The sequence below is a fragment of the Rhodococcus sp. 14-2470-1b genome (assembly GCF_002259415.1).
Taxonomy (GTDB): domain Bacteria; phylum Actinomycetota; class Actinomycetes; order Mycobacteriales; family Mycobacteriaceae; genus Rhodococcoides.
The window spans coordinates 1-857 of record NZ_NPFY01000029.1 but is presented as its reverse complement, the minus strand read 5'-3'; the positions used below and the strand labels follow the sequence as shown (position 1 = coordinate 857).

The window sequence follows — 857 nt, the reverse complement described above, 5'->3', positions numbered from 1 at the left end:
GTCACCGGCCAGCTCGCACTCGCCAACCTCGACGACGCACGCACCGTCATCGACGCCGCCGCAGCCGCCTTCCCCGCCTGGCGCGACACCTCCCTCGCCAAACGCACCCAAATCCTCTTCAACTTCCGCGAACTACTCAACAAGAAAAAAAGCGAACTCGCCGAGATCATCACCGCCGAACACGGCAAAGTCCTCTCCGACGCCCTCGGCGAAATCAGCCGCGGCCAAGAAGTCGTCGAATTCGCCTGCGGCATCCCCCACCTCCTCAAAGGCGGCTACACCGAGAACGCCTCGACCAAAGTCGACGTCTACTCCATCCGCCAACCCCTCGGACCCGTCGGCATCATCTCCCCCTTCAACTTCCCCGCCATGGTCCCGATGTGGTTCTTCCCCGTCGCCATCGCCGCCGGCAACACCGTAGTACTCAAACCATCCGAAAAAGACCCCACCGCCAGCATCTGGCTCGCGCAGCTGTGGGAAGAAGCCGGCCTACCCCCCGGCGTGTTCAACGTCCTCCAAGGCGACAAACTCGCCGTCGACGAACTCCTCGAAAACAAGAAGATCAAATCGATCTCCTTCGTCGGCTCCACCCCCATCGCCCAATACGTCTACTCCACCGGCACCGCCAACGGCAAACGCGTCCAAGCCCTCGGCGGGGCGAAGAACCACGCCATCGTCCTCCCCGACGCCGACCTGGATTTGGCTGCCGACGCCATGGTCAACGCCGGCTTCGGCTCCGCAGGCGAACGCTGCATGGCCATCTCCGCCCTCGTCGCCGTCGGCGACATCGCCGACACCCTCGTCGCCAAAATCGTCGAACGCACCACCCCCCTGGTCACCGGCGACGGCACCCGCGG

General features: G+C 64.4%; 1 protein-coding gene. It reads left to right on the top strand.

The features are described 5' to 3' along the window. On the top strand, positions 1–857 hold an 857-nt coding region (locus tag CH293_RS21290; RefSeq protein WP_141217208.1), incomplete at both ends, for an aldehyde dehydrogenase family protein.